The organism is Pseudomonas lini, assembly GCF_964063345.1.
In the GTDB taxonomy this organism is placed as follows: domain Bacteria; phylum Pseudomonadota; class Gammaproteobacteria; order Pseudomonadales; family Pseudomonadaceae; genus Aquipseudomonas; species Aquipseudomonas lini_B.
This window is the reverse complement of the sequence record NZ_OZ061318.1, coordinates 4312304-4331589: the sequence shown is the minus strand read 5'-3', so window position 1 is coordinate 4331589 and position 19286 is coordinate 4312304. Positions and strand designations below refer to the sequence as shown.

The 19286-nt window shown below is 59.8% G+C and carries 18 protein-coding genes; 11 read left to right on the top strand and 7 right to left on the bottom strand.

Annotation, left to right across the window (positions count from 1 at the left end; translation table 11 throughout):
* The first annotated feature begins 74 nt into the window (after positions 1–74).
* From AB3226_RS19510 to AB3226_RS19500, 3 genes are all read left to right on the top strand, one after another.
* Positions 75–539 (top strand): multidrug transporter, encoded by a 465-nt coding sequence (locus AB3226_RS19510; RefSeq protein ID WP_367374245.1) that lies wholly within the window; start codon positions 75–77, stop codon positions 537–539.
* A gap of 30 nt (positions 540–569) precedes the next feature.
* A complete protein-coding gene (locus AB3226_RS19505) occupies positions 570–1394 on the top strand; it encodes an SDR family oxidoreductase (protein WP_367374244.1) in 825 nt (274 codons plus the stop codon).
* Positions 1395–1513: 119 nt separating this feature from the next.
* Positions 1514–1912, top strand: coding sequence for a DUF4440 domain-containing protein (locus tag AB3226_RS19500; protein ID WP_367374243.1), 399 nt, complete (start codon positions 1514–1516; stop codon positions 1910–1912).
* Positions 1913–2059: 147 nt separating this feature from the next.
* On the opposite strand, the gene AB3226_RS19495 is transcribed toward AB3226_RS19500, so the two are convergent.
* The 4 genes from AB3226_RS19495 to AB3226_RS19480 form a co-directional block, all read right to left on the bottom strand.
* Complete coding sequence (locus tag AB3226_RS19495) at positions 2060–2923, bottom strand: efflux RND transporter periplasmic adaptor subunit (RefSeq protein ID WP_367374242.1); 864 nt, start codon at positions 2921–2923, stop codon at positions 2060–2062.
* Between the two features lie 10 nt (positions 2924–2933).
* Positions 2934–3134, bottom strand: coding sequence for a DUF1656 domain-containing protein (locus AB3226_RS19490; protein ID WP_367374241.1), 201 nt, complete (start codon positions 3132–3134; stop codon positions 2934–2936).
* Entirely contained in the window at positions 3124–5340 is a 2217-nt protein-coding gene (locus tag AB3226_RS19485; RefSeq protein ID WP_367374240.1) for an FUSC family protein, read from the bottom strand. Before AB3226_RS19485 ends, AB3226_RS19490 begins: the two co-directional genes overlap by 11 nt.
* A gap of 154 nt (positions 5341–5494) precedes the next feature.
* Positions 5495–6994 carry an efflux transporter outer membrane subunit gene (locus AB3226_RS19480; protein ID WP_367374239.1) on the bottom strand — a complete coding sequence of 500 codons (1500 nt, stop codon included), beginning with the start codon at positions 6992–6994 and terminating at the stop codon, positions 5495–5497.
* A 362-nt stretch (positions 6995–7356) separates the two neighbouring features.
* Here AB3226_RS19480 and AB3226_RS19475 point away from each other — a divergent pair, with 362 nt between their 5' ends.
* The 4 genes from AB3226_RS19475 (at position 7357) to AB3226_RS19460 (ending at position 10805) form a co-directional block, all read left to right on the top strand.
* Positions 7357–8325 (top strand): LysR family transcriptional regulator, encoded by a 969-nt coding sequence (locus AB3226_RS19475; RefSeq protein ID WP_038979032.1) that lies wholly within the window; start codon positions 7357–7359, stop codon positions 8323–8325.
* A gap of 334 nt (positions 8326–8659) precedes the next feature.
* Complete coding sequence (locus AB3226_RS19470; RefSeq protein ID WP_367374238.1) at positions 8660–8923, top strand: DUF6124 family protein; 264 nt, start codon at positions 8660–8662, stop codon at positions 8921–8923.
* 255 nt (positions 8924–9178) lie between these two features.
* Positions 9179–10153, top strand: a complete 975-nt coding sequence (locus tag AB3226_RS19465; protein ID WP_063341505.1) for a D-glycerate dehydrogenase — start codon at positions 9179–9181, stop codon at positions 10151–10153.
* A 142-nt stretch (positions 10154–10295) separates the two neighbouring features.
* Complete coding sequence (locus AB3226_RS19460; protein ID WP_367374237.1) at positions 10296–10805, top strand: DUF2165 family protein; 510 nt, start codon at positions 10296–10298, stop codon at positions 10803–10805.
* A gap of 27 nt (positions 10806–10832) precedes the next feature.
* Here the strand turns inward: AB3226_RS19460 and AB3226_RS19455 are convergent, their stop codons facing one another.
* Positions 10833–11735, bottom strand: coding sequence for a DMT family transporter (locus AB3226_RS19455; protein ID WP_367374236.1), 903 nt, complete (start codon positions 11733–11735; stop codon positions 10833–10835).
* Between the two features lie 295 nt (positions 11736–12030).
* Between AB3226_RS19455 and AB3226_RS19450 the strand changes: the two genes are divergently transcribed.
* The 4 genes from AB3226_RS19450 (at position 12031) to fecA (ending at position 17212) form a co-directional block, all read left to right on the top strand.
* A complete protein-coding gene (locus tag AB3226_RS19450; RefSeq protein ID WP_367374235.1) occupies positions 12031–12915 on the top strand; it encodes a helix-turn-helix transcriptional regulator in 885 nt (294 codons plus the stop codon).
* A 271-nt stretch (positions 12916–13186) separates the two neighbouring features.
* Complete coding sequence (locus tag AB3226_RS19445; RefSeq protein ID WP_367374234.1) at positions 13187–13675, top strand: sigma-70 family RNA polymerase sigma factor; 489 nt, start codon at positions 13187–13189, stop codon at positions 13673–13675.
* Entirely contained in the window at positions 13672–14610 is a 939-nt protein-coding gene (locus AB3226_RS19440; RefSeq protein ID WP_367374233.1) for a FecR domain-containing protein, read from the top strand. Before AB3226_RS19445 ends, AB3226_RS19440 begins: the two co-directional genes overlap by 4 nt.
* 268 nt (positions 14611–14878) lie before the next feature.
* Positions 14879–17212 carry a TonB-dependent Fe(3+) dicitrate receptor FecA gene (fecA, locus tag AB3226_RS19435; RefSeq protein ID WP_367374232.1) on the top strand — a complete coding sequence of 778 codons (2334 nt, stop codon included), beginning with the start codon at positions 14879–14881 and terminating at the stop codon, positions 17210–17212.
* Between the two features lie 415 nt (positions 17213–17627).
* On the opposite strand, the gene AB3226_RS19430 is transcribed toward fecA, so the two are convergent.
* A complete protein-coding gene (locus tag AB3226_RS19430; RefSeq protein WP_008070486.1) occupies positions 17628–18035 on the bottom strand; it encodes an HPF/RaiA family ribosome-associated protein in 408 nt (135 codons plus the stop codon).
* 214 nt (positions 18036–18249) lie between these two features.
* Complete coding sequence (locus tag AB3226_RS19425; protein WP_367374231.1) at positions 18250–19197, bottom strand: LysR substrate-binding domain-containing protein; 948 nt, start codon at positions 19195–19197, stop codon at positions 18250–18252.
* Positions 19198–19286: the final 89 nt, after the last annotated feature.

The following is a 19286-nucleotide window of genomic DNA, read 5'->3' as shown; positions in this document are numbered from 1 at the left end:
ATCTTGCTCCACGAATGTCCATTCCCGCGCCCCTTCGGTAGGATGGTGTCTATGAGTTCAAGGAGCGTTCACACATGTTCATCGGCGTCCTGCTGGTCATCACCTGGCTGATCCTGCTGCTGCGCTACCCGTCCAAGGCCGTGCCGGTTTCCATGGCCGCCGCTGTCGGATTGGGCCTGGTGGCGACGTGGGTGTTCTGGCTGGACAACCGCGAGGTCAAGCAACTGGCGCGCCTTGAGCTGCGCATCGTCTATGCCCCGGAGCACTGCCCGGCGGATCGCCCCTTGCAACTGACGATGAACAACGGCAATGACGTACCGTTGACCGAACTGCGCTGGCGAATCGCCGCTTATGCACCGGGCGATACGGTCAATCTGGCCGACAATCAATACGCCGCGCCGCGTTATCGCGGCCCCGGTGAATTGCAGGCCGGCGGCAATTGGGAAGACTGCTTGCCAATGCCGCCCCTGCGCCCCGGTTATCGCCCGCAAACTCTGGAGTTTCGCGCCGAGCGCTTGCAGGGTAGCTTCTCCGACTGATCCTCTTTTTTTTTGCACAAGGACCGCGCCATGCCCGTTGCGTTGATTACCGGTTGTTCCAGCGGCATTGGCCGCGCCCTCGCCGACGCTTTCAAAAGTGCCGGTTACGAAGTCTGGGCCAGCGCCCGCAAGGCTGAAGACGTAGCCGCTCTAACCGCTGCCGGTTTCACCGCCGTGCAACTGGACGTGAACGATGGCCCGGCTCTCGAACAATTGAGTGAGCGGATCAATCAGCAGTGCGGCGGTCTTGATGTGCTGATCAACAATGCCGGTTATGGCGCTATGGGGCCGCTGCTCGATGGCGGTGTGCCGGCCATGCAGCGGCAATTCGAAACCAACGTATTTGCGATCGTTGGCGTCACTCGCGCGATGTTCCCGGTACTGCGTCGCGCCAGGGGCCTGGTGGTGAACATCGGCAGCGTGTCCGGAGTTCTGGTCACGCCGTTTGCCGGTGCCTACTGCGCCTCGAAAGCTGCGGTGCATGCCTTGAGCGATGCGTTGCGCATGGAATTGGCACCGTTCGGTGTGCGGGTCATGGAAGTTCAGCCGGGGGCGATCGCGTCCAGCTTCGCGAAAAATGCCGGCAACAAAGCTGAGCAACTGATCACCGAACAATCGCCGTGGTGGCCGCTGCGTGAAGGCATTCGTGCACGGGCCAAGGCGTCTCAGGACAAGCCGACGCCGGCCAGTGAATTTGCCGCTGGTTTATTGAAGGCCGTGCAGCAGAATAAACCGCCGCGTCTGGTGCGTTTGGGTAATGGCAGCCGGGCCTTGCCGATGATGGCGGGCTTGTTGCCGAAAGGGTTGTTGGAGTCGGGGTTGATGAAGCGGTTCGGGTTGCGCGGGCAACTCTGAGACCGGGTTGACGCCATCGCGGGCAAGCCCGCTCCCACAGGTTGCGCGGTGCTCTCTGTGGGAGCGGGCTTGCCCGCGAAGACGTCAGACCAGACGCTTAAGAATTTCAGGAATTAAACATGACCGACTACACCGAATACTTTGACGAAGTGATCCAGGCTCACATAGCCATCGAGCAATGGTTGGCCGAGGAGCGAGACGAGTCCGAGCTTGAGCAATTGCTGACGCGTTTTTCGCCGCAGTTTTCCATGATCTCGCCGTTGGGCCGGGTGCTGGATTTCGAGGCGTTGAATGAATTGTTTCTGCTGGCGGGCGGGAAGAAGCTCGGGTTCAGGATTGAGCTCAGCGAGTTGCGAGGTGTCGCGCTGTACGACAGTGGCGCAGTGGTGAGTTACCGCGAGCAGCAGACCGATGCGACGGGGCTGCATTCTGATCGGCGATCCTCGGTTGTGTTCGAGAAACAGGCCGATGGCAAGGTGGTTTGGCGGCATTTGCATGAGACGTTTTGTCAGGGCTGAAACCGTTCCTTTGTGGCGAGGGGGCTTGCCCCCGTTGGGCTGCGCAGCAGCCCCAAAACCTGTAACCCCGTTCTTCCAGATGCACCGCATGCTCTGGTTTTGCGCCGGCTTCGCCGCCGAGCGGGGGCAAGCCCCCTCGCCACAGGGTTATTCGCCACTTTCTTGTTTCACCACAACAGTGCAAGTAATCCCCGCCGCCAACAGCACGCCCTCTGGCACTTCATCAATGTGAATCCGCACCGGCACCCGCTGCGCCAGGCGCACCCAGTTGAAGGTCGGGTTCACGTCGGCGATCAGCTCGCGGCTTTGCGGGTTGTCGCGGTCATAGATGCCGCGAGAAATGCTTTCCACATGGCCCTTGAGTACTTCGCCGCTCATCAATTGCATATCGGCTTTATCGCCCACGCGCACATGGGGCAATTTGGTTTCTTCGAAGAAGCCATAAACCCAGAACGAGTTCATATCGACCACTGCCATTTTTGCTTCGCCGATGCGTGCGTAGTCACCACGATGGACGTTGAGGTTGGTCACATAGCCGTCCACCGCCGCGCGCACTTCGGTGCGTTTTAGGTTCAGCTCCGCCGCTTCCAGTTGCGCCTGGGCGTGTTGGTAATCGGCCAGGGCCGAGTCGGCGATGTTGGTGGCGTCGTCGCGGTTTTCCCTGGAGATCACCAGGTTGTCGAGGTCTGCGCGGCGATGGGCGTTGACCTTGCGCATCTCCCACGTGGCTTTGCGCGAAGCCACCAGCGACTGCGCCTGTTTCACCGCGATGCGGTAATGCTCGGGGTCGATGCGCATCAGCAAATCGCCCTTTTTCACTGGCTGGTTGTCGCGCACCGGCACGTCCACCACTTCACCGGTAACGTCGGCGGCGACGTTGATGATGTCGGCGCGTACCCGGCCGTCGCGGGTCCAGGGTGTGTTCATGTAATGCACCCACAGGGTCCGGCCGATCCACAGGGCAAGGGCCAACACCAGCAGGGTCGCGAGCAGGCTGAAAAGCTTTTTCATCACGGTGTTCTCAACGGTAAACAGTCAGCGCCAGGGCGCCGAACAGACAGGTAAACAGACTCAGACGCAGCAGCGCCGGGTGCCAGAAAAAGCGGTACAGGTCGAACCCGCAAAGGAACCGATCCAGCGCCCAGGCCAGCGCCGCCGCAATGAAAAACATCAGGGTCATGGTCGGCATGTACACGCCGTGGAAAGCGATTTCACGAGGCATGTTCAAGTCCTTGGGGCTTGGTGATGGCGATGGCGATGGCGATGGCATTGGTGTAGCTGGCGAGCGGTGATTGCGGGTCCAACAGCGAAGTGCGGATGAAGTGCAGGTAGCTCTTCACCCGGCGCAAGGCGGAGGTATCGAAGTGCGGTGCGAACGGTTCGTCGGTGGCTTGCACGCGGCCGATCGCATGGTCAACTGCGACCAGCGCACGCTGCAGATTGCTGTGGCTGGGTTGCAGAAACAGCCGCACCAACGAACGCCCCATCACCCGGATTGACTGGCGCCAAGGTTGGGATTCGGCATAGGCCGGATGCACCGGCAGAATCGCCTGTTCCTTGCGCAATTCGATAATCGCGTGGCCGACTTCCAGCACCACGAACATCCAGCGCAGCAAGTCCCGTTGCACCTGCGGCTGTCCCGCTGCGAGGCCATAGGCCTGATGCAAAAGATCGCGGGTACGGCTTTCGAAACTCGACGCCAGCCCCTTGAGTTTGCCGCTGATGGCGTACACCACTTGCCCGCGCAAATCCTGCTCCAACCGCCGCCATAACCAGCGGCTGTTGGGCGGCAAAATGATCGCCCCGGCCGCCGCGCATACCAGCATGCCCAGGATCATCGCGATGTAGTCGTTGATGAAGGCGTAAGGGTTGTAAACCGTGAGGTTGTCCGGCACCGAACCGGTGCTGAAGAAGATCAGCAACCCCAGGCCGACCCCGGCGTATTGCGGCCGTGAAGTGAGGAACGCCCCGACCACGATCACCGGCGCGAGCATTACGCACAGCAATGGAAAACCGTCTATCCAGGGGAAGATGAAAAACATCTCGACGAAGCCGATCAGCGCCCCCAGCAACGTCCCGCAGGCCATCTGAAACGCCATGCGTTTGGGGTTCGGTGTCGCCGCTGAAAGGCCAACGGTGGCGGCAGCGATCAGGGTCATGGTCGCCCCACTCGGCCACGCGGTGGCCATCCAATAACTGCCGAGCAGCACGAGGATGAATGCTGCGCGAATGCCTGATGCCGCTGAAGCTAGCCAGTTGGTTTGCGGGGTGAAGGGCTCGTCCCAACGTTCACGTTGGTGGCTGTGATCGGCCAGCGACGCGTGGGTCTGTGCATAACTGTGCAGGTCGTCGACGAAGCGATAAAGCAGCTCGTAGGCGGTGTGAAAATCCAGTTGCTCGGCGTCGCTCGGATCACTCTCCTGAAAGGTCGCCCGCAGGCTGCGAACGCGCGCCGGCAAGTTTTCCTTATAGGTCGCCAAAGCGGTGGCCAAGCATGCAGCGTCGGGGCTGGTCAAGGCGCGGCCGCTGAAGCCGTCGAGCACTTCGGCCAGCTCCTGTAACCCCGGTTTGATCGCCGCGACAACGTGATCGGTTCCGCTGCTGCGCAGGCGTTCGAGCAATTGATGCAGGGCATTGAAGCGCGTGGTGATGCCCATGAATTCGCTGTTCAAACGACTGAGCCGCCCGTTGCGCCGACGCATGTGCGGGTCTTCGAACACCGTGACGCTGCGCAGCCCTTCCAGGCCCACCGCCTCGGCGATAAACCGCACGTTGTTCGCTTCAAACGCCTCGCGCCGGCTGCGACCGCGCAAGCCATCGGTGACGAACAAGGCAAATACGCCGAAGCGCTGATACAAGGCATTGCGCATCGCGGCGCTGGCGGTTTGCGGCAGGATCGCGGCGCTCACCAGCGTCGAGCAGAGAATCCCCAGGGAGATTTCCAATACGCGCCAGACTGCCGCCATGAACGCGCCGTCGGGATGAGCCAATGCAGGCAGCCCGACCATCGCCGCCGTATAACCGGCGAGCACAAATCCATAAGCGCGGAAGTTGCGATAACGCGCCGCGCCGGCCGAGCAGAGGCCGACCCAGATCGCCAGCGAGCCGAGGAACAGTTCGGTGTTCTGCGCAAACAAGGCAATCAACGCGACCATCACCGCCGAGCCGGCCAATGTGCCAAGGAAGCGATAGAAGCTCTTGGCGAACACCTGGCCGCTTTGCGGTTGCATGACGATGAACACGGTGATCATCGCGGTGCGCGGTTGCGGCAACTCCAGACGCATGGCCAGCCACAGGGTCAGGAACGCGGCGAACAGCACCTTGAAAATGTACACCCAGGTCACGCCATCGCTGCGTGCCCAGTCGAAGAAGCCCCGGCGCCATTCAAGGGAATACAGCCAGCGCAAAGGTGCGGGCAAGGGAGTCATGAAATTTTGCTCATTGAAATTCGGTGAAGACGCAGAACCTGTGGGAGCGGCGGTGCGGCGATCCGACTTGCCCGCGATGGCGGTGTGTCAGGCGCCATCAATGTCGGATGTGATGACGCCATCGCGGGCAAGCCCGCTCCCACAGGGTTAGTGTTCAACGCAAAAGAACCGGGGTTTTCGGGGGGTGGGTTTTCTCGGCACTCGGCACGTCGTTGCCAGCGCCGAGGCCACCGCCCAAAGCAGTCACCAATTGCGCATGAGCACTCAAGCGCGCAGCCTGAACCTGCTGCTGCACCTGTTGCTGCTTGAACAACAAGGTCTGCGCATTGAGCACGTTGAGGTAATCGGTGAGCCCGCGCTGATAGGCGATCATCGCGATGTCGTAGGTCTTCTGCGCCGTGGCCACCGACTCGGCGGCGAAGGCTTGTTGCTTGTCCATCGACTCGCGGCGGATCAGCTGGTCGGAGATGTTCTTCAGCGCGTTGACCAGCGTCTGGTTGTACTTCGCCACCGCGATGTCATAACCCGCCGAGGCCTCGCCCAGCTCCGCACGCAAGCGGCCACCGTCGAAGATCGGCAACGAAAACGCCGGGCCGACGCTGTAGTTGAGCTTCTTGCCGGTCAAAAACTCCAGCGCCCCGCCGCCGGTGGCCATGTAGCCGAGACTGCCGACCAGATCGACGTTGGGGTAGAAACCGGCATGGGCAACATCGATACCTCGCGCCTGCGCCGCCACTTGCCAGCGACTGGCAACCACGTCCGGGCGTTGACCGAGCAATTGCGCCGGCAAAGACGATGGCAACTTCAGCGCCGCGCCCAACGACAGCGTCGGCCGTTGCAACTGCGCGCCCTCCCCCGGCCCCTTACCGGCCAGCGCGGCGAGTTGGTTGCGGCTTAGAGCAATTTCCTCATCCAGCGCATCGATTTGCCGATGGGTTTCCGGCAATGGTGTTTCGGCCTGGCTGACGTCGAAATGGGTGCCGATGCCGCCATCCAGACGTTTCTGTGCCAGGTCGAGAATTTGCTGTTGCTGCTTCAAGGTCGCCGCGACGATGTCCCGTTGCGCGTAATGCAAAGAGAGCTCGATGTAGGCGCGCACGACGTTGTTCTGCAATTCAAGCTGCGCCTGCCGTGCTTCGGTGGCGCTCATATGGGCCATGTCCACGGCGCGTTCGGTGGCGTTGCTTTCGCGGCCCCAGAGGTCGAGGGCATAGCTGAAGCCCAGCGCGGCGTTGTTGTCCCAAGTGGTGGTGTTGGCCAACTCGCCGGGGCCGTAGAACTGATCGGTGGGCCAGTTGTGGCGCTTGAGCGTGGATTGGCCATTGATCTGCAACGACTCGGCGGACTCGGCAATGCCAGCCATGGACCGCGCCTGACGCACTCGCGCCGCAGCCATGGCCATGCTCGGGCTGCCTTGCAGGGCGAGGTCGATCCAGCGGTTCAGTTGCGGGTCGCCGTAGGCTTGCCACCATTGGGTGGTGGGCCAATGAGCGTCTTGCGCGGCGCTCTGAATGGCTTCATCGGTGGCCAGTGAATCAGCCTCCAGTGCCTTGCCCTGCGGGGCAATACCTGCGGTGCCGATGCAGCCGCTGATTGCCAGGGTTAAAGCCAAAACACTGAGCGTCTTGAGCGCTCTGTTGATGCGACGCGGCACTGCTGCGATTTCCTGAGATGGGAGAGGTACGGAGAACGTGTGGGAACGGGCCTTTTTGTGGCGAGGGGGCTTGCCCCCGTTCGACTGCGAAGCAGTCGCAAATCCATTGAGCGAGGTGTGTCTGCAAACCTCGGTCGCAAGTTTTAGGGTCGCTTCGCGTCCCAACGGGGGCAAGCCCCCTCGCCACACAAGCCCATGCCTACGGAGGCGCAATTCTAGGGGTGGGCCTTGTTGGCGATAAGCCGGGATTCTTGTGAATCTTTGTTACCGTTAACGCGATAATCCCTTGCTCGCGTCTTTAGTCGCCTGTAAAGAATCAGCAACTTCGTGTCACAATTTGCCATCGCACTCGAGAGCACCCCATGGACACTTTGCAAAACATGCGCGCCTTCAGTTACGTGGCCGAGGCCGGCAGCTTCACCGCCGCCGCCGTGCAACTCGACACCACCACGGCCAACGTCTCGCGCGCGGTCTCCAACCTGGAAGCCCACCTGCAAACCCGTCTGCTCAACCGCACCACCCGCCGCATCGCCCTGACCGAGGCCGGCAAACGCTACCTGTTGCGCTGCGAGCAAATCCTGGCCTACGTCGAAGAAGCCGAAGCCGAGGCCAGCGACGCCCACGCCCGCCCGGCCGGGCAACTCAAGGTGCACACCATGACCGGCATCGGTCAGCACTTCGTGATCGACGCCATCGCCCGCTACCGCAAAACCCACCCGGACGTGACCTTCGACCTGACCATGGCCAACCGCGTGCCGGATCTGCTGGACGAGGGCTACGACGTGTCCATCGTGCTCGCCAGCGAACTGCCAGACTCGGGCTTCGTCTCCCAACGTTTGGGCATCACCTACAGCATCGTTTGTGCATCGCCCGCCTATGTAAAAGCCAACGGCTGCGCGCACAAACCTAGCGATTTGCTCAACCACGCCTGCCTGCGCCTGGTGAGCCCGGTGATACCGCTGGAAAAATGGACCTTCGACGGCCCTGAAGGCCAGGAAATGGTCACCATCAATAGCTCGCCGTTTTTGGTGAACTCCGCTGATGCTATGAAGACTGCAATCACCAGCGGCATGGGGGTTGGCGTTTTGCCGGTGTATGCGGCGATTGAAGGGCTGCGCAACGGCACGCTGGTGCGGGTGATGCCGAATTACCGTTCGCAGGAACTGAATCTGTATGCGATTTATCCGTCGCGGCAGTATCTGGATGCGAAGATCAAGACGTGGGTGGAGTACTTGCGCGGGTCGTTGCCGGAGATATTGGCGGCGCATCAGGCGGAATTGGCGGCGTATGAATTGAGTGGGAGTCTGGGTGGGGTTCGGGTGGCGAATTGAGCTACAGACGGTCCTACAAATCGCCGAAATTCAGGGATGTTTCCGACATGTTTTGACGGTTGGTGTGTGGGACGGGAGATGGGTAGGCTCTGGGGGTCGCTGACGCATCAGCGATCAGGTCTGGAAAACCTGACATCCTTTACACACACCTCATGGCATACTGCGGCGCTTTTTTGTGCACGTAATTCCTTGTTATGGCGGCTGTGCGCGGGAGACCTTCGGGTCTGCCGGTTTGGAAGGTGTCCGGTTTTTCCAGTCCGCGCGCAGTTGCCACCTTTTCGTCTGGAAAACGGAAGGTGGCGACCCTAATACACCGTCCATAGGAATAGCCCTCATGTTTAAGCCAACACCGAATCCGCCCCACACCCCCAGCCATCTGTTCATCGTCGCCCCCAACGCCAATACCGAAAACCTGTTGGCCTACGCCTGCGAATCCCTCGCCTCGGCCAGCGTCATGGCCAGTGACTTCGCCGGGTTTCTCGAAGGCACTCATCGCAACACCATGCTCGGCATCCAGCAGGTCATCATGCTGGCCGAGCTGGCGGTGAACCGGGTGCTGGATAACGTCGACATACCTAAGCCTGCGCCACACAGCTGATCCTGTAGGAGCGACCTGTGGCGAGGGGGCTTGTCGGAACGCCGCATCGCCCCGTTGGGCTGCGAAGTGGCCCCAAAATCTCTGATATACCAAAGATCTTGTGAGTGCTACGCACTCAAACGGGGGCGAGCCCCCTCGCCACCGGTTCGCTCCTACAGTTTTGGATGGCGTATACCCGGCGGTCCGAGACTCGCAAAATGTCCGGGAAGAATGTTAGCGTGCTTGGCATTCTCCAAGCCCGACGAGCCGCCTCCAATGAAAAAAACCGTCCTCGCCTTCAGCCGTATCACCCCACCGATGATCGAACGTCTGCAACAAGACTTCGACGTGATCGTGCCGAACCCGAAAAACGGCGACATCAACGCCCAATTCAATGAAGCCTTGCCACACGCCCACGGTCTGATCGGCGTCGGTCGCAAACTCGGTCGCGCGCAACTGGAAAACGCCAGCAAACTGGAAGTGGTCTCCAGCGTCTCGGTCGGCTACGACAATTACGACCTCGCCTACTTCAACGAACGCGGGATCATGCTCACCAACACCCCCGACGTCCTCACCGAAAGCACCGCCGACCTGGCCTTCGCCTTGCTCATGAGCAGCGCCCGCCGCGTCGCCGAGCTGGACGCCTGGACCAAGGCTGGCCAATGGCAAGCCACCGTCGGCGCGCCATTGTTCGGCAGCGATGTGCATGGCAAAACGTTGGGCATCGTCGGTATGGGCAACATCGGCGCGGCCATCGCCCGTCGCGGTCGGCTGGGCTTCAACATGCCGATTATCTACAGTGGCAACAGCCGCAAGACCGAACTGGAACAGGAGCTCGGTGCGCAATTCCGCAGCCTCGACCAACTACTGGCCGAAGCCGATTTCGTCTGCCTGGTGGTGCCGCTCAGCGAAAAAACCAGACACCTGATCAGCCACCGTGAACTGGCGCTGATGAAACCGAGCGCCATTCTGGTGAACATCGCCCGCGGCCCGGTCGTGGACGAACCGGCGTTGATCGAGGCGCTGCAAAACAACCGCATTCGCGGCGCCGGGCTGGACGTCTACGAGAAAGAACCGCTGGCCGAGTCGCCATTGTTTCAACTGAAAAACGCTGTGACCTTGCCGCACATCGGCTCCGCGACTCACGAAACCCGTGAAGCCATGGCCAACCGTGCCTTGGCCAACTTGCGCAGCGCCTTGTTGGGTGAGCGGCCGCAAGATCTGGTGAATCCGCAAGTGTGGAAAGGCTAACTAAAACGGGCAGGCGTTTTTAAACGGCTGCCCGCTCGCTACACAACTTGCAATTCAGTCCACTGACGAAAAAAAATTAAGCGCTATAGACTCTCCATTACTGACTCGACCCTACGAATAATTTTTATGGAGCGCGCTTAATTTGAACAGCCTTACAACCGCTAAAACCATCAGAATCAGCAAAATACTACTGATGGCTTACATAAGTTTTTTCGGCTTGCTCGTGATGTATAGCAACTTTACAGATTACGCTACCAACTACGAATATGTCGGCCACGTCCTGAGCATGGACACGGCCTATAATAGCGAAAAAACCAACTATCGGGCCATCACCTCGCCCATCCTTCACCACCGGATTTACTGGCTTATCATCACCCTGGAAGTAACTTATACCGTTTATTGCCTGATGGGCACTTACCACCTCTATCGAAAACTGAATGCTTCAGCCAAAGAGTTTCACGAAGCAAAAAAATTCTCGATTATCGGTTTAATGATCGGCCTGTTCATCTATTACGTCTGCCTGCAGGTTATCGGCGTCGAATGGTTCAACATGGATAAATCACAGGCATGGAATGCCAAGGACTGGGCCCGGCATATTGTTGATTTTACGCTGCCACTATTGATGTATGTGGCATTGAGGATTGAGCGCTAAGTAATACGCGCTCAATCTTTAAAAACCTCAGGCCAATTTGCCATTCCCCTGCACCATCGACGCCTTGGGCTTACGGAACACCAGCACATTCCCCAACATCACCAGCACCAGCCCCGCCAGTGCCGGCGCCGTCCATTGATAGCCTTCGACAAACGCCGACACATTCAGCGCCACCACCGGAAACAGTACGGTGCAATACGCCGCCCGCTCCGGCCCCATGCGCCCGACCAGTGTCAGGTAAGCGGTAAAGCCGATCACCGAGCCGGGAATCACCAGGTACAGCAACGACCCGATGTAGCGGGCATTCCATTCCATGTCGAACGGGATGCCTTTGACCAGGCACCACGCCGACAACATCGCCGCACCGTAAGCCATGCCCCAGGCATTGGTGGTCAGGGGTTTCAGGCCCGCCTTCTGTTGCAAACTCGACAGCATGTTGCCGGCCGAGAAACACAAGGTGCCGAGCAATGCCAGACCCAACCCGAGCAAGGTTTCGGGGCTGGCGGTATGACCGGCCAGCTCCGGCCAGAACAGCAGGCCAAGCCCGAGCAAGCCCAACGCGCCGCCCATCAGCACGTTACGGGCAATTTTCTGGCCGAAGAACACCCGCGCATTGAAGGCGTTCCACAAGGTGGCGGTGGAAAAGACCACGGCAACCAGACCGCTGGGGATCCACTGGCTGGCGGTGAGGAAGCACATGAAATTGATGCAGAACAGGCACAGCCCCTGCGCCAGGCAAATCAAATGCCCGCGACGGTTCATCGGTTGCAGGCGCCGGCTGAGCAGCAACAGCGCGAACAGTACCAACGCGGCGAGGCCGAAGCGATAGACGATCGACACCGGAATCGCCACCACGCCCAGTTGCCATTTCAAGGCGATCCAGGTGGTGCCCCAGATCAGCACGGTCAGTAGATACAGCGAAAGGTTCATGGCGACAGCTCCGGATGGGCAATGCTGTTCACTTTGTGGCGAGCGAGCTTGCTCCGGGCGGCGTTCCGACGCTTGGCTGCGTAGCGGCCCCAAGCCTGGCAAATTTCGCCAGTTTTGTGAGCGCTGCGCACTCAAGCGCGAGCAAGCTCCCTCGCCACAGTGCATTGCCTGATTAGGGGTCCAGTGTGCTGCGCCAATCGTGGGCGCACTTGCATAAACTTGCGCTTTTGTCAGCCGGCGGGCTGGCAGGTCAACGTCTACGGAGTAGGATGCAAAGCGTTGGAGAGAACCGATCATGGCCGCACCAGTGTCACTCGATACCCTGCAAGTCTTTCAAGCGCTTAACCGCTCGCCCAATGCTCGCTTGGAGCACAGCGCCGAGCTCGGTGACGGCATGGCTGCAGCTTTGTGGAACAACCACCATGACGCTCAGGACTACGAAGCGCCAAGTCATCACACTTTGTCTTGCTACATCGCCGGCGGCACCGGGACCTTTCGCCGCGACCAGCCAGGTAACAAGGGCGGCCCGGACAAGCTGTGCATTCTGCCGGCCGATCATCAGTCAGGCTGGGTGATCAATGGCGATATTCGCCTGGCCCACCTGTATTTCAGCCCCGAACAATTTGCCCTTGGCTGCGTCACGCTGCTGGATCGTGAACCCCGGGAATTGCAGTTGCGCGAGCGCACGTTCCTCGAAGACCCGCAGCAAGCCCGGCGCTTTCGACAGTTGATCGCCCTCAACTGGGATGAACCCGGCGAACGCCTGCTCACCAGCAGCCTGGCCCACGAAATGCTCAACCATGCCCTGCTCAGCCAGGTCGGCGTGCGTCAGGGCTTGCGCCTCAAAGGTGGATTGGCAGCGCATCAACGGCGCCAGCTGGTGGAGTTCATCGACCATCAAATGGCCGAAGCCATCAGCCTCGGGCAGTTGGCGGCATTGTGTGCGTTGTCTGAATATCATTTTGCGCGGATGTTTCGTGTGAGCTTCGGTTTGCCACCGCATCAGTATGTGTTGGCTCGGCGACTGAGCCGCGCGCGAGAGTTGTTGCGCGGGACGTCGCAGCCGCTGGGGGATATTGCGTTGGCTTGTGGGTTTGCCAGTGCGAGTCATTTCACCAACCGGTTTCGCCAGGCGTTGGGTGGCACGCCCGGGGAATATCGGCAGGCGTTTTTGCGGTAGCGCTGCAGTCGAGTGGATTTTCGGTGCCTGTGCGGCCGCCTTCGCGAGCAAGCCCGCTCCCACAGGTGACCGCGTTCTCTCAGAGGAATGCGGTTGAATGTGGGAGCGGCGGTGCGGCGATCCGACTTGCTCGCGAAGAACGATGACGCGGTCTCCGGATCATCGGATCAGAGAAACCAACCAAGAGCCGATTGCCGGATCCAGGCCCCACCCCTACAATGCGAACAATTCTTGTTCTCTAACGTATCGAAATGCGTCCGGAGCGGTTCCGTTGTCGTCAGCCTCTACCGTCGAAGTCCTTTATCACGCCCATCACAACTGGCTCACCGGTTGGCTGCGACGCAAACTCGGCTGCCCTGACAGCGCCGCGGATCTGGCCCAGGACACGTTCATTCGAGTGCTGACGGCACGGGAAACGCCCCAGATCATCGAACCGCGGGCGTTCCTCACCACCATCGCCAAGCGTGTGCTGTTCAATCATTACCGCCGTCAGGATCTGGAGCGCGCCTACCTCGATGCGCTGGCGCAGATGCCGGAAATCGTCGCGCCGTCGGAGGAAGATCGGGCGATCATTCTGCAGACGCTGATGGAGCTCGACCAGTTGCTCGACGGTTTGCCGCGCCTGGTCAAACGCGCCTTTCTGCTGGCTCAGCTCGATGGTTTGACTTATCCACAGATCGCCGCCGAACTGGGCATTTCCATTGCCACCGTCAAACGGCACCTGAACAAAGCGGCGATGCGCTGCTACTTCGCACTATGAACAACCCAGCGGATTTCTCCTCTCAAGTGGCCGGGCAGGCCGTGCACTGGTGGATGGAAGTCCAGCAAGGACCGTTAACCCCGCGCCAGCAAATTGCCTGGCAGCAATGGCTCGATGCTCACGGTGAACATCGACGGGCCTGGGAACATATTCAGCGGGTCAATCAACGCTTGCGCGGTTTGTCTTCACCGCTGGCCCACGCCGCCCTCAACGCACCGAAATCCGCCGGCCGTCGTCAGGCGTTGAAGCTATTGCTGATTCTCGGCGCAGGTTGCGCGGTCACCTGGGGCATGCGTGAGCACAATCCGTTGACGCCGTTGCTGGCCGACTACCGCAGCCCGATCGGCCAGCGACGCAAAGTGTCGCTCGGTGATGGCAACCAAGTTCAGCTCAATACCGCCAGCTCGGTCGATGTGCGAGTCGAAAGTCAGCAGCGGCTGATCCGCTTGCTGGAAGGCGAAATGCTGCTGACCGCCGCCCAGGCGTTTGAAATACAGACCGCACAAGGCCTGTTGAAAACCCAAGGTGGGCGGCTGAACGTGCGACAGTTTTCCGATCACACTCACGTGGCGGTGTTCGAAGGCAGCGTCGAATTGACGCCCGATGGCGGGTCGCCACGGATGCTGCAAACCGCCCGGAAGTTGAGCTTCGGCACACGCGGCATCAGCGCTCCTCTGCCATTGGACGCCAATAGCGGCGCCTGGGCCGACGGCATGCTGGTGGCTGCGCACATGCGCCTGGGGGATTTCCTCGATGAACTCGGTCGCTATCGCCGGGGGCAGCTCAATTGCGCGACGAATGTTGCCGACCTGCTGATTTCCGGGACTTATCCACTGGACGACAGCGAGCGGATTCTTGATCTGCTGGAAATCAGTTTGCCGGTGAAGGTGAGGCGTTTTACCCGGTATTGGGTGACGGTCGAGGCACGGGCCTGAATCTTGATCAACGCACATAACCTGTGGCGAGGGAGCTTGCTCCCGCTCGGCTGCGAAGCAGTCGTAACCCGATGCACGCAATCTTTATGAAAGACCACAGCGGAAAGTTTGGGGCTGCTTCGCAACCCAGCGGGAGCAAGCTCCCTCGCCACAAAAGCCAACCTGCGTCATCCCAGAAAAAATATTCATCCAGCGTGAGCCGTTTTTCAGATCTGGCGTGACAGAGAAGGAAAGCCCCCTTGATTCAACCTTCTCAGGATCGCCCTCCATGCAACCCACCCGTCTCACACCGATGGTTCGCACCTTGCGCCAACTCTTGCTGGGCGCCAGCCTGAGCTTCGGCACTCTGCCATTGGTGCATGCCGCTGATGCCAAGCCGTACCACATCGCGCCGTCCTCGCTGGAGAACGCACTCAACCAGTTTGGTCGTGAAGCCGGCGTGCTGATCTCCTTTGGCTCGCAAGTTACCAGCGGTGTGCAAAGTCGCGGCCTGGAAGGCAACTACACCCCTTCGCAGGGCTTGAACGCATTGCTCGAAGGCACCGGCCTGCAAGCCCGCGCCGAGGGCAACAATGCCTTCAGCCTGCAACCGGCGGGTGATGCGGCGCTGGAGCTGGACACCTCTAAAGTAGTCGGCGACTGGCTCGGCGATGCGGCGCAAACCAACGTCTTCGAACACCCCGGCGCTCGCGATGTAATCCGCCGCGAAGAATTCGAACGCCAAGGCGCGACTCAGGCCAGGGACGTGCTCAACCGCATCCCGGGGGTCAATGCGCCAGACAACAACGGCACCGGCAGCCATGACATGGCACTTAACTTCGGCATTCGCGGGCTCAACCCTCGGCTGGCTTCCCGCTCCACGGTATTGATGGATGGTATTCCGGTGCCCTTCGCACCTTATGGTCAGCCACAGTTGTCGTTTGCGCCGATCAGCATGGGTAACATGGACGCGGTCGACGTGGTGCGCGGCGGCGGTGCGGTGCGCTACGGGCCGCAGAACGTCGGCGGTGTGGTCAACTTCGTGACTCGCGCCATTCCCGATGAGCCGACGGTCAAGGGCGGCTTCCAGACCGAAACCAGTCCATCGTCCAGCCATGACGGCTTCAAAACCACCGGCAACTTGCTGGCCGGCGGCACGGCCGATAACGGTCTGGGCGGTGCGATTCTGTACTCGGGCACCCGTGGTGGCGACTGGCGCGAACACAGCGACACTGAAATCGACGACCTGATCCTCAAAGGCAAATACCAGCTCGATGACGCCAACAGTTTCAACGCCATGGCCCAGTACTACGAAGGCAACGCGGACATGCCCGGCGGGCTGAACGTCGCCGATTACGATGCTGACCCGTATCAGTCGACCCGCCCGAAAGACCAGTTCTGGGGCCGCCGCACGATGTTCAACTTCGGCTATCGCTATCAGGAAGATCGCCGCGAGTTCACCGCCAATACCTTCTTCACCAAAACCCTGCGCAGCGGTTATCTGGATCAGGGCACGTTCCTCTCGCTGTCGCCACGCGAGTATTGGGTACGTGGCCTGGAAACCCGTTTCGCCCAAGGCTTCGATCTCGGCCAGACCAGCCATGAAGTCGGCATCGGCTATCGCTACATCAACGAGGCCGGCCACGAACTGCGCTACCGCACGCCGATAGCCAGCAACGAATACCCAACCACCAACAGCCGCAACGACCGCGATACCCGGGGCGGCACCGAGGCCAACGCGTTCTTTGTCGATGACCGAATCGACATCGGCAAGTGGACGATTACTCCGGGCATCCGCTACGAAATGATCGAGTCGCAGCAAACCAACAACCTGACCAACGTGAAATACAAGGGTGACTACAACACCGCCCTGCCGGCGTTGAATGTGCTCTATCACCTGACCGACAGCTGGAACCTCTACGCCAATACCGAAGGATCGTTCGGCACCGTGCAGTACAGCCAGATGCCTAACCGGGTGACCAGCGGCGAAGTCAAACCAGAGAAGGCGCGCACCTGGGAGCTGGGCACCCGTTACGACAACGGCGCGTTGCGGGCAGAGATTGGTGCGTTCCTGATCAACTTCGACAACCAATATGAAAGCAATCAAACCAACGACTCGGTGATCGCACGAGGCGAAACACGTCATCAAGGCATTGAAACCAGCATCAATTACGCCCTCGACGACTTGAGCCCGGCGCTGGCCGGTTTCGATGTGTACGCGACTTACGCCTATGTGGACGCAACCATCCGCGAAGACGGGCCGAACAAGGGCAATCGTGTACCGTTCTCCTCGAAACACAAAGGCACGGTTGGCGTGGGTTATACCGAAGGCGCGTGGAAACTGAACCTGGACAGCAGCTATCAGAGTGATCAGTTCGCTGACAACACCAACACCTCGGCCGAAAGCGCCGATGGCAACACCGGAAAGATTCCAGGCTATATGTTGTTCAGCAGCCGCGCGGCGTATGACTTTGGGCCGAAGCTGTCGGACCTGAATGTGGCGGTGGGGATGAAGAACATCCTCAACCACCAGTACTTCACCCGCTCGTTCGATGACAACAACAAGGGCAAGTACGTGGGAGAACCGCGGACGGTGTATGTGCAGACTTCGGTCGCGTTTTGATTACTGAGCCAGGGGCTGAGGTCTGACACTTTGTGGCGAGGGAGCTTGCTCCCGCTCGGCTGCGAAGCAGTCGTGAAACCTGCTAACGAGATTTGCCTGACACACCGCACTGGCTAATGCCAGTCAGTTAAGCGAGCAAGCCGCTTTTCGTAGGAGCCAGGCTTGCCGGCGAAGGCGTCCTTAAGTGCGCTTTCGCCGACAAGTCGGATCGCCGCACCGCTGGCTCCTACAGGTCCGATTTATCCTCACTGGTTGGTTATGGGCCGCTTCGCACCCCAGCGGGAGCAAGCTCCCTCGCCACAGGTTTTCATGGAACCACAGGAGCCGGCGAATACCAGAAACAAGAACGGGCCTGCATAAGCAGGCCCGTTTTTTAGGTGGAGAGAACGTGGGAAGGTAAAAAGTGAATCAGGCCTCAGCCATTTTGTGCAGCCTGTTCGTTCTCGAGAAACTCGTCTTCCAGCAGCGCATCGGCCGTAGGCCTTTCGAACGGCACCACAGCGGCACGTGGTTTGCCCCGCAGTTTGCCGAACAGATGTTCAAGCGCATGTTCGAGTTTTTCGGCCGCACCGTCGATCGCCAGTTCCAGGTTAGCGGCTTTATGAGTGACAGAAATCGGTTGGTGGCCTTTTGGCCGCGCTTCCAGCTGGCAGCGCATATCGTGGGGACCGGGCTTGTCGCCGTTCTCGTCCCGCAGGTGGACCTCGACGCGGGTCAGGTCCTCTTCATAACGTTCGAGCGTGCTCTCAATGGTAGTTCGTACCCACTCCTCCAGTCGGATGCTGCTTTGAATATGGTTATCGCTATTGACTTGGATTTGCATAGTTCTTCCCTTATTTCAGCTAGCTCGCGAGAGGCCGGTCAGCTAGCCCCTTGGGCGTCATCACCGTGACCTCTTGGTTACACAATCGGTGTGTACGCTGGATAATTCAACCCCTAAAAAAAGATAAATATTCATACGCAAAAAAAGCCGGACAACGGGTAAAAGCGCTGTTAATGTCGGGAGTTCGGTCGCCCCTGCTTGATGTCTTGGCGGCTCACATCTGCCGCTCTGCCAGCGGATGCAGACTACGAAATATCCCCGCCTCTTCCACCAGCCAGTCATGCACCGCGCGTACGCCCGGATGACTCAGCGCGCCCGGCGCATAGAGCAGCACGTATCGCTTGTGATTAGGCACCGCCAGGCCAAATGGCACGATCAACGTCCCGCGCTCCAGTTCATCGTTGAGCAGCGTTCGCCGCGCAATCGCCACGCCCATCCCGGCAATCGCCGCTTCGATGGTCAGATGATTGCGATTGAAGGTATGCCCGCGCCGCACATCCGCGCCCTCGAAGCCAATGGCGTTGAGATAAAACTCCCATTCCGCGTACTCGTAACTGCCGCGCCAGGCGGTGATGTCGTGCAGCAACGGAAAATGCACCAGGTCTGCCGGGCCGTGCAGTGGCGGCCGGCCGCGAAGCAGGCTCGGGGCACACACCGGAAAGATCTGCTCATCCAACAAGGCTGTGGATAACAATCCGGGATAACTGCCGTCGTTCAGGTCAATCGCCAGATCGAAATAGCCTTCGTGCAACGGAACACTGCTGTCCTCGGCCACCAGCCGCAACTGAATATCCGGAAAGCGCTGTTGCAAACGCGGCAGGCGCGGGGTCAGCCATTTGCTCAGGAACGATGGAATCGAGCGTAATCGCAAAATCCCGCTGATCATTCCCGCATCCAGTCGTCGCAATTCCGCATCGATGCTGCCGTAGGCTTCGTTGACGGTGATAGCCAATCGCTGGCCTTCGGCGCTCAATTCCACGCCCCGGGCGCGACGATGAAACAGGCGAAAACCCAGCCGCTCTTCCAGTTGGCGAATTTGCTGACTGACCGCCCCCGGCGTGATGTGCAGTTCTTCGGCGCAACGGGTGAAGGACAAGTGCCGCGCGGCACACGAAAACACGTGCAGCCAGACGTAGGTCTGGGCGTGCAATTGGCGACTCATTGTTTAGTCCTGCTAAAGGCTGTCTTAGGAAGTTTCGTTGGTCACGTAGGACCGAGGTTGGCAGTATCGCCGACATTGCGCTTGTCCTA

Bases quoted from the DNA above. Each gene is read 5' to 3' on its own strand.
- AB3226_RS19510 (WP_367374245.1), top strand. From the start codon at position 75: ATGTTCATCGGCGTCCTGCTGGTCATCACCTGGCTGATCCTGCTGCTG.
- AB3226_RS19505 (WP_367374244.1), top strand. From the start codon at position 570: ATGCCCGTTGCGTTGATTACCGGTTGTTCCAGCGGCATTGGCCGCGCC.
- AB3226_RS19500 (WP_367374243.1), top strand. From the start codon at position 1,514: ATGACCGACTACACCGAATACTTTGACGAAGTGATCCAGGCTCACATA.
- AB3226_RS19495 (WP_367374242.1), bottom strand. From the start codon at position 2,923: ATGAAAAAGCTTTTCAGCCTGCTCGCGACCCTGCTGGTGTTGGCCCTT.
- AB3226_RS19490 (WP_367374241.1), bottom strand. From the start codon at position 3,134: ATGCCTCGTGAAATCGCTTTCCACGGCGTGTACATGCCGACCATGACC.
- AB3226_RS19485 (WP_367374240.1), bottom strand. From the start codon at position 5,340: ATGACTCCCTTGCCCGCACCTTTGCGCTGGCTGTATTCCCTTGAATGG.
- AB3226_RS19475 (WP_038979032.1), top strand. From the start codon at position 7,357: ATGGACACTTTGCAAAACATGCGCGCCTTCAGTTACGTGGCCGAGGCC.
- AB3226_RS19470 (WP_367374238.1), top strand. From the start codon at position 8,660: ATGTTTAAGCCAACACCGAATCCGCCCCACACCCCCAGCCATCTGTTC.
- AB3226_RS19465 (WP_063341505.1), top strand. From the start codon at position 9,179: ATGAAAAAAACCGTCCTCGCCTTCAGCCGTATCACCCCACCGATGATC.
- AB3226_RS19455 (WP_367374236.1), bottom strand. From the start codon at position 11,735: ATGAACCTTTCGCTGTATCTACTGACCGTGCTGATCTGGGGCACCACC.
- AB3226_RS19450 (WP_367374235.1), top strand. From the start codon at position 12,031: ATGGCCGCACCAGTGTCACTCGATACCCTGCAAGTCTTTCAAGCGCTT.
- AB3226_RS19440 (WP_367374233.1), top strand. From the start codon at position 13,672: ATGAACAACCCAGCGGATTTCTCCTCTCAAGTGGCCGGGCAGGCCGTG.
- fecA (WP_367374232.1), top strand. From the start codon at position 14,879: ATGCAACCCACCCGTCTCACACCGATGGTTCGCACCTTGCGCCAACTC.
- AB3226_RS19430 (WP_008070486.1), bottom strand. From the start codon at position 18,035: ATGCAAATCCAAGTCAATAGCGATAACCATATTCAAAGCAGCATCCGA.
- AB3226_RS19425 (WP_367374231.1), bottom strand. From the start codon at position 19,197: ATGAGTCGCCAATTGCACGCCCAGACCTACGTCTGGCTGCACGTGTTT.